The organism is Sphingopyxis sp. SCN 67-31 (assembly GCF_001725095.1).
Genome location: NZ_MEFH01000147.1, coordinates 1 through 7,969, shown reverse-complemented (window position 1 = coordinate 7,969; position 7,969 = coordinate 1). Strand labels below are relative to the sequence as shown.

Annotated in this window: 7 protein-coding genes and 1 pseudogene; 3 read left to right on the top strand and 5 right to left on the bottom strand. The window is 66.3% G+C overall.

Annotated elements, in window-relative coordinates:
- A partial coding sequence (parC, locus tag ABS88_RS21955) for a DNA topoisomerase IV subunit A (RefSeq protein ID WP_286750585.1) occupies positions 1–1,948 on the top strand: 1,948 nt, incomplete at its 5' end.
- Between the two features lie 124 nt (positions 1,949–2,072).
- The gene (locus ABS88_RS21950) at positions 2,073–3,713 is read left to right on the top strand and encodes a putative bifunctional diguanylate cyclase/phosphodiesterase (RefSeq protein WP_286750584.1); all 1,641 of its coding nucleotides are present in this window, start codon (positions 2,073–2,075) and stop codon (positions 3,711–3,713) included.
- On the opposite strand, the gene ABS88_RS21945 is transcribed toward ABS88_RS21950, so the two are convergent.
- From ABS88_RS21945 to ABS88_RS21930, 4 genes are all read right to left on the bottom strand, one after another.
- The gene (locus ABS88_RS21945; protein WP_286750583.1) at positions 3,686–4,879 is read right to left on the bottom strand and encodes a CCA tRNA nucleotidyltransferase; all 1,194 of its coding nucleotides are present in this window, start codon (positions 4,877–4,879) and stop codon (positions 3,686–3,688) included. The two genes, ABS88_RS21950 and ABS88_RS21945, sit on opposite strands and share 28 nt — an antisense overlap.
- Before the next feature lie 13 nt (positions 4,880–4,892).
- On the bottom strand, positions 4,893–5,483 hold the full coding sequence (locus ABS88_RS21940) for a CoA pyrophosphatase (protein WP_003042847.1): 591 nt from the start codon (positions 5,481–5,483) through the stop codon (positions 4,893–4,895).
- The gene (locus ABS88_RS21935; RefSeq protein WP_286750582.1) at positions 5,483–6,067 is read right to left on the bottom strand and encodes a DUF1285 domain-containing protein; all 585 of its coding nucleotides are present in this window, start codon (positions 6,065–6,067) and stop codon (positions 5,483–5,485) included. The genes ABS88_RS21940 and ABS88_RS21935 overlap by 1 nt, the downstream gene beginning before the upstream one ends.
- Before the next feature lie 91 nt (positions 6,068–6,158).
- On the bottom strand, positions 6,159–6,440 hold the full coding sequence (locus tag ABS88_RS21930; RefSeq protein ID WP_003042843.1) for a hypothetical protein: 282 nt from the start codon (positions 6,438–6,440) through the stop codon (positions 6,159–6,161).
- A gap of 23 nt (positions 6,441–6,463) precedes the next feature.
- Between ABS88_RS21930 and ABS88_RS25080 the strand changes: the two are divergent.
- Positions 6,464–7,706 (top strand): annotated as a pseudogene (locus ABS88_RS25080) (DUF481 domain-containing protein).
- Here ABS88_RS25080 and ABS88_RS21920 read toward each other — a convergent pair.
- Positions 7,703–7,969 (bottom strand): VOC family protein (locus ABS88_RS21920; protein WP_286750581.1); only part of this gene is annotated, 267 nt, incomplete at its 5' end. The pseudogene ABS88_RS25080 and the gene ABS88_RS21920 overlap by 4 nt on opposite strands.

Here is a 7,969-nt window from a genome sequence, read left to right as displayed (position 1 = left end):
CGGCAACATCGACGGCGATAACGCCGCCGCCTATCGCTATACCGAGGCGCGGCTGACGCGCGTCGCGATCGACCTGATGCAGGGGCTCGACGAAGGCACGGTCGATTTCCGTCCGACCTATAATGGCGAAGACGAAGAGCCGGAGATCATGCCCGGCCTGTTCCCCAACCTGCTTGCCAATGGCGCGAGCGGTATTGCGGTGGGCATGGCGACCAACATTCCGTCGCACAACGCCGCCGAGGTGATCGACGCCGCGCTGGTGCTGCTCGACAATCCCAGGGCCGAGCTTGCCGAGTTGCTGACGCATGTGCGCGGCCCCGATTTCCCGACCGGCGGCGTCATCGTCGACAGCGCGGAGACGATTGCCCACGCCTATGAAACCGGACGCGGCAGTTTTCGCGTCCGCGCGCGCTTTTCGACCGGCAAGCAGGACGGCGCGTGGGAGGAGACGGGGATCGAGAAGCAGGCGGGCGGCACGTGGCAGCTCGTCATCAGCGAGATTCCCTATGGCGTTTCCAAGGGCAAGCTGATCGAAGCGATCGCGCAGCTGATCGCCGACAAGAAGCTGCCGATCCTCGAAGATGTCCGCGACGAAAGCGCCGAGGATATCCGCATCGTGCTGGTGCCCAAGAGCCGCAACGTCGATCCCGACATCCTGAAGGAAAGCCTCTACCGGCTGACCGAGCTCGAAAGCCGCTTCGCGCTCAACCTCAACGTCCTCGATGCGACGCGCACGCCCAAGGTGATGGGGCTGCACCAATTGCTCACCGAATGGTTGCAGCATCAGATCATCGTCCTTGTTCGCCGCGCGGAGCATCGCATCGGCAAGATCGACGATCGGCTGGAACTGGTCGGCGGCTATCTCATCGCCTTCCTGAACCTCGACCGGGTGATCGAGATCATCCGTACCGAGGACGAGCCGAAGGCGGTGATGATGGCCGAATTCGAGCTGACCGACCGCCAGGCCGAGGCGATCCTCAACATGCGCCTGCGCAGCTTGCGCAAGCTTGAGGAAATGGAGCTGAAGCGCGAGCAGGCCGACCTGATCGCCGAGCGCGAGGAACTGGCGAAGCTCGTCGCGAGCAAGGACCGCCAGAAGACGCGGCTGCGCAAGGATCTGGAAAAGCTGAAGGCCGTCTATGGCCTCGACACGCCGCTCGGCGCGCGGCGCACCGCGATCGCCGAAGCCGCGCCGGTGCGCGACATTCCGCTCGACGCGATGATCGAGAAGGAACCGGTGACGGTGATCCTGTCGAAGCGCGGGTGGATTCGCGCCCAGCGCGGCCATGTCGCGGCGGATCAATGGGCCGAGTTCAAGTTCAAGGAAGGCGACGAACTCGCCTTTGCGGTGCATGCCCAGACGACCGACAAGCTGCTCGTCGCGGCGAGCGACGGGCGCTTCTATACCGTGGGCGCCGACAAGCTGCCCGGCGGGCGCGGCTTCGGCGAGCCGCTGCGCCTGATGGTCGATATCGACCCCGACGCCCGCATCGTCGCGCTGATCCCGGCGAGCGCCGACGGCCGGCTGCTGCTCGCTTCGTCGAGCGGGCACGGCTTCGTCGCGCAGATGGCCGATGTGATCGCCGAAACGCGCAAGGGCCGCAATGTCGTCAATCTGAAGCCCAAGGCACACTTGTCGGTCGTCCGCACGATCGCGGCGAACCATGACAGCGTCGCGGTGATCGGCGAGAACCGCAAACTTGTCGTCTTCCCGATCGCCGAAGTGCCGGTGATGGCGCGCGGTCAGGGCGTGATGCTGCAGAAATATCGCGATGGCGGCCTGTCCGACGCGACGAGCTTCGTCTTTGCCGAAGGGTTGAGCTGGACGATGGGCGGCGAGACGGGGCGCGTGCGCACTGAAACCGACCTCGGGCCGTGGCGCGTCGCGCGCAGTGCGTCGGGGCGGATGCCGCCAACCGGTTTCCCGCGTAACAATCGCTTCGACTGATCGCAATTTACGTTGCCGTAAATAGCTTCTTTACCTCCGGTCACTTAGGCATCGACCAATGGGGAAAGGTCGCATCAAACCCTTTGTTATGCCAATAGATAGAACCGGTGAAGACCGGCCATCCTTGTTTGTCGGCTGGATCGACGCCTTACCGGTCCCCGCCGCGCTTGTGCGGCCGCTGGCGCGCGGCAATTTTCGCCTGCATGCCAGCAATGCCGCCTTCGACCGGCTCGACCTGTCGCCGGCGGGTGTCGAGGCGCCGATCGAATTGCGCCGCGCGATCGAAAAGGCCGCACAGCATATCGGCGGCGTCCACGAATTTTCCTGCCGCCTGGGCGAAGGCCCGGCGGCGCGCGACCTGCGCGGATCGATCGGCCCGCTGTCGGACGAGAGCGGCGACGATTCGCTGTTCCTGCTGACCCTGATCGACCGGACGCAGGAAATGATGACCGAGCGCAATCTGCGCCGCGAACTCGTTTCCGACAGCCTGACCGGCCTGCCCAATCGCGCCGGGTTCGAGGAGCTGGTCGAACAGCGCAGTACCGAGCAGGAAGCGGGCGATCATGCCATCCTGCTGCTCGACCTCGCGCGGTTCAGCCGCATCAACGAACATATCGGTCCGCTGGCCGGAGACGAGCTGATCATCACAGTGGCGCGGCGTCTGAAATCGAGCCTGCGCAGCGGCGACATATTGGCGCGCACCGGCGGCGACGAGTTCGCGATTTCGACGCGTATCGCGGGCGGCAAGGCCGACGTCCGCGAAATGGCGCGCCGCATCCGTGGCTGCTTCGACCACCCCTTCCGCATCGGCGAGCTGAAGGTCAGCGTCGATTGCGCGCTGGGGTGCGCGATTCAATCCGCGCCCGACACCGATGTCGCCGATCAGATCCGCCACGCGCAGATCGCACTCAAGCGGGCGAAGCAGACCGACCGCATCGAAATCTACGAACCCGAGGCGGCGCTGCTCGCCGACAATCGCTTCGGGCTCGAAACCGAATTGCGCAACGCGATCGAGGAAGACCGGCTGCACCTCGACTTCCAGCCGCTCGTCGAACTGTCGACCGGCAAGGTCGCGGGCTTCGAGGCGCTGGCGCGCTGGAACAACAGCGCCGGCCGCGCGGTGTCGCCCTCCGAATTCATCCCCGTTGCCGAGGATTCGGGGTTGATCGTCCCGCTCGGCCAATGGGCGATCGCCAAGGCGGCCGAAACGCTCGCCGCGTGGGACCGCGAGAATGATGCCCCGGTCGACTGCTATATCTCGGTCAATGTCTCGGCGATCCAGCTCGTTCGTGATGATGTCGCGGCGGTGGTCCGCGAGGCGCTGGCGCGGCACGGCATCGGCGGCGACCGGCTGATGATCGAACTCACCGAAAGCGCGATCATCGGCGATCCCGACCTTGCGCTGTCGGTGCTGAGCGAACTCAAGGCGGTCGAGGCCCGGGTCGCGATGGACGATTTCGGTACCGGCTATTCGAACCTCGCCTATCTCCAGCGCCTGCCGCTTGACGTCCTCAAGATCGATCGCAGCTTCGTCGACCATATGGTCGAGGACCGCGACAAGGCGGCTATCGTCCGCACGATCCAGAGCCTTGCCGAAGTGCTGGGCATGCGCACCACGGCCGAGGGTGTGGAAACCGCCGACCAGGCGCGGCTGCTCTCGGCGCTCGGCTGCGATTTCGGTCAGGGTTATCTGTTCGCGCGGCCGATGGATGCCCGCGCGGCGATCGCCTATTGGCGTCAGTCGCTGCTCCGCCCGATCATCTGATCGACCAGTTCCGCGACGCGCGCGGCGTCCGGATAATCCTCCGCCACCCATTGCGCCTCGACGCCTTGCAGGATGCGCGCAACCTCCGGCCCCGCCGCGATGCCGCGTGCAACGATGTCGCCGCCGCGCACCGGAAGCTGCGGCACGGTCCAGCCGTCGAGCGCCGCGACCGCAGCCGCTGCATCGCTCTCATTCCCGCCGAGCAACCGCGCGTCGCGCGCCGCCTCGATCCCGATGGCATGGGCAAGCTGACGCACCGGCCGCGCGTCGTGGCGATACGCGCTGATCGCCGACAGATGCTTGCGTTGCCGCGTCGACAGGCGCAGCCGGCTCGCGACCTGATCGGCAATGGCAGCGTCGGCGGGCAACAGCGCGGCGAGCCGCCGCAGTGACGCGGGTGCCGCCGCCGCCGCACTTTCATTGGCGAGCAAGCGGTCGAGCGCGGTCGCGAACCCCGGGTCGAGTTCGGGCAGGATCACCGCGAAGATGCCGTCGGCCGCCATCTGGCCGACGATTGCGCGTGGATCGGGAAGCGACAATATCTTGGTCAACTCGTCGGCGATGCGCTCGCGCGACAGGCTCTTGAGCGACTGGCGCGCGGCGGTCACCGCGGCGTGGCTGACGGGTTCGAGGTCGCCGTCCCCGAAACGCGCCGCAAAGCGATAGAAGCGCAGGATACGCAGATAATCTTCGCTGATCCGGGTCGCCGCATCGCCGATGAAGCGGACGCAGCCGGTCTGCAGATCGGCAAGCCCGCCGAACCAGTCATCGACCGCGCCGGTCAGCGGATCGGCGTAGAGCGCGTTGATCGTGAAGTCGCGCCGCGCCGCATCCTCGCGCCAGTCGTCGGCAAAGGCGATCGTGGCGCGGCGGCCGTCGGTTTCGACATCGCGGCGCAGCGTCGTGATCTCGTGATGATCGCCGCTCGCGATCGCGGTCACCGTGCCGTGCGCGATGCCGGTCGGAATGACCTTGATATCGGCCGCCTCGAGCCGCCGCGTCACCTCTTGCGGCAACAGCGGGGTTGCAAGGTCGATGTCGGTTACGGGCAGGCCGAGCAGCGTATCGCGCACCGCCCCGCCGACGATCTTCACCGCATCGGCGCCGAGCGCGGCGACGATCCGGCGCAATCCTGCGCGGCCGCGCCACGCGGCGTCGGGCAGCATCGTTACCCCCATCTCAGCGATGCCAGCCGGGCGGCAGCCGCCGCGCCAGATTGATGATGATATCCGCCGTCACGCCCCAGATCCGCCGTCCCTGCCAATGCATGTCATAATAGCGGCGCACCTGCCCTTGCCAATGCGCCTGCTGGCGTTCGTAATTGGCGGGATCGAACAGGATGTCGAGCGGCACTTCGAACCAGTCCTCGACCTCGTCGGGATTGGGATCGAGCGGCAGGTCGGGCGGGATGACGCCGAGGACCGGGGTGATGTGATAGCCGCTGCCTGAACGATAGGCGTCGGTCGTCCCGGCGACCGCGACATCGCGGCGGTGCAGGCCGATTTCCTCTTCGGCTTCGCGCAGCGCCGCATCGACCGCATCGGCGTCGCCGGGATCGATCTTGCCGCCCGGAAAGGCGACCTGTCCCGCATGGCTGCGCAGCCATTGCGGCCGCTGGGTCAGGATGACTCCGGGGTCGGGCCGGTCGGTGAAGGCGATCAGCACCGCCGCGTCGCGCAGCGAATCGCCGCGATGGAGCAGATAGCCCTCATCCTCGCCATGATCGGGAAGCAGATTGTCGAGCGCATCGCGCAGCTTTGCCGAGAGCATCAGCGGTCCACCAGCGGAAAGCAGGCGCCGTTCGACCAGATGGCGGGCGGATCGCCGCCTTCGGCCAGCGCCATCTCGACAATCTCGTAATAGAGCGCGCGATCGATGCGCGCCTCCAGCCCGTTGCCGATGGCGCCGCGCACATGGAGTCGCGGGTCGGGCCGGTCGGGATCGCGCCCGAAGGACAGCGGATGATCGGCGCCTGCCATGACCAGATCGTCGGTGTCGAGACGGAACAGCAGCGTGCGCGCCGCGCCGTCGCCCTCGCTTTTCATCTCGACGGCGCGGAAGGCGGTATCCTCGACCGCAATCGCCAGTTTTTCGGCCGGGGTGACCAGGACATGGCCGCCATCGGGTTCGCGGCGCAGGATCGTCGAAAACAGCTTCACCATCGCCGGGCGGTTGATCCGGCCGCCTTCATGATACCAGCTGCCGTCGGCGCGGATTTCCATCGCGCTGTCGCCCGTCCGCGTCGGATGCCAGCTTTCGACCGGCGGCAGTTTGCGCGCCGCGAGCAATTCGGCGGCCTCGGCCGGCGAAAGCTGCGCGAAGGATTTGGGAAGCGAGGGCGCGGGGCTGACCATCAAACCGACATAGGAAGGTGGGTGGGCAAGTAAAGAGAGCAGTCGCGTGCGGGGTGCTGCGCCGCCGGGATAATGCGCCTTCTCGAGCGGTTCACCGCGGGCGATTCATCACCCAGCTGAACGCCATCGCGTTGAAGATGGTGTAGAGGCCATAAAGCAGCATCGCGGTGAACCAGTTGCGCGTCGCGATCGCCATGGCCCCGACGAGCAGCAGGAATTCGAACACATAGGTGATGTGCGGACCCACCTTGTCGGCGAGCGGCCGGACCATCTGCTGCACCAGCGGATCGTCGCTTTCCATGAAGGCGCGGTGCATCGCGAAATTGCCCACCCCGGCGCAGAAAATGGCGATGATCGCGATCCACATGCGCATCAAATGGGGCCTAATGGGTGGAAATGCCAGCGGCTTTGCGGTTAAGAGCGGCGGCACGGCTCTACGCCCGATCGGAAAACCGGTCCCGGGGACAATTACCCGGGGCATCCCCACAAGAAGGATCCCGTTCGATGAGACAGTTCGCGCCGCTGCCGGTTGCCATTCTCCTGACCGCTGTCGGCGCGCCGCCGGCGCATGCCGCCGTTGCCGGTCCGGCGCTGCCCGCCGCGACGGTGCCGGCGGTCATGGCGGCGATGGAGGTGCGGCCCTTGCCCTTGCCCGATCCGGTGCGCGCGATGATTGGCGCCGCGATCGACAGCGGCGAGCGCAAGGATGTGGAAACCGTGGTGGCGCTCGCCAAGGCGACCAATCCGCGATCGCTCGATGAAATCGACGCGATCCTCTCCGCCTGGCGCGCGCGAACCAAGCGGGAGCCCGAGCGTGATCCGGTCCTCCAGATGCTGGCCGCCGCCATGGCGAGCAAGAAGGACGGCGATGTAGAAGCGGTGGGGGCGCTTGCCAAAAAGACCAGCCCCGCACAGGTCGCCGACATCGATGCGCTGCTGGTCGATTATCGCGCCAAGCGCGCGGCCGAGAAGCAGGCGGCGGCCGATGCGGCGCGGGCGCGGCTGGCGAGCGCGAAATTCTGGCAGCATTGGAAGGGCGAGGGGCAGATCGGTGCCTCGCACAGCTCGGGCAATTCGAAATCGACCGGGCTCAGCGCCGGCATCGCGCTGGCGCGCAAGGGGCTGGACTGGGATCAGCGCTTCCGCGTTCAGGCCGATTATCAGCGCACCAATGGCAAGACGACGATCGAGAAATATCTTGCCGAATATGAACCGCAAATCCGCATGGGCGACCGTGCCTTTGCCTTTGGCCTGGGCCGGTGGGAGCGCGACCGGATGCAGGGGTTTGATGCGCGTTGGAGCGCGTCGGGCGGGCTTGGCGATGACGCTCAATCTGAAGGCCGGCCCGGCATGGCGGCAGACCGAATTGGTGACCGGTGGCCACGAAAGTGAGTTGACCGGGCTCGCGGGGCTCGATTTCGGATGGCAGATGTCGCCGAACCTGCGGCTGACGCAGGCCGCCTCGACGATCGTCGGCGATCGCACGACCACGACCAGTTCGCTGACCGCGCTCAATGCCAAGCTTTCGGGTGCGCTGTCGGCGCGGGTCTCCTATTCGGCCGACATCGACACCCATCCGCCGGCGGGGGTCAAGACCGTCGATACGCTGACCCGCTTCACGCTCGTCTACGGCTTTTAATCGAAGATTTCGGCGCCGCCGATTTCGCGGCCCGCTTCGAGCAGGCCGACGCCGGGGACGTGGTTGAATTCGATGCGGATACCGTCGGGGTCTTCAAAGAGGATCGAATAATAGCCCGGCGCCCAGGGCTCCTCCTGCGGGCCGTGGACGAAGACGATGTCGCTGCGATCCTTCAAAAAGGCATAGAGGCGGTCGACCGCGTCCCGATCGCGCATCCGGAAACAGGCATGATGCAGCCCCGGCGCGCCCTGATCGAAGCGTTT

What these genes read in the sequence shown, in the direction of transcription:
- ABS88_RS21930 (WP_003042843.1), bottom strand. Translation starts at nt 6,440, where the DNA reads ATGCGCATGTGGATCGCGATCATCGCCATTTTCTGCGCCGGGGTGGGC.
- ABS88_RS21940 (WP_003042847.1), bottom strand. Translation starts at nt 5,483, where the DNA reads ATGCTCTCGGCAAAGCTGCGCGATGCGCTCGACAATCTGCTTCCCGAT.
- ABS88_RS21935 (WP_286750582.1), bottom strand. Translation starts at nt 6,067, where the DNA reads ATGGTCAGCCCCGCGCCCTCGCTTCCCAAATCCTTCGCGCAGCTTTCG.
- ABS88_RS21945 (WP_286750583.1), bottom strand. Translation starts at nt 4,879, where the DNA reads ATGCTGCCCGACGCCGCGTGGCGCGGCCGCGCAGGATTGCGCCGGATC.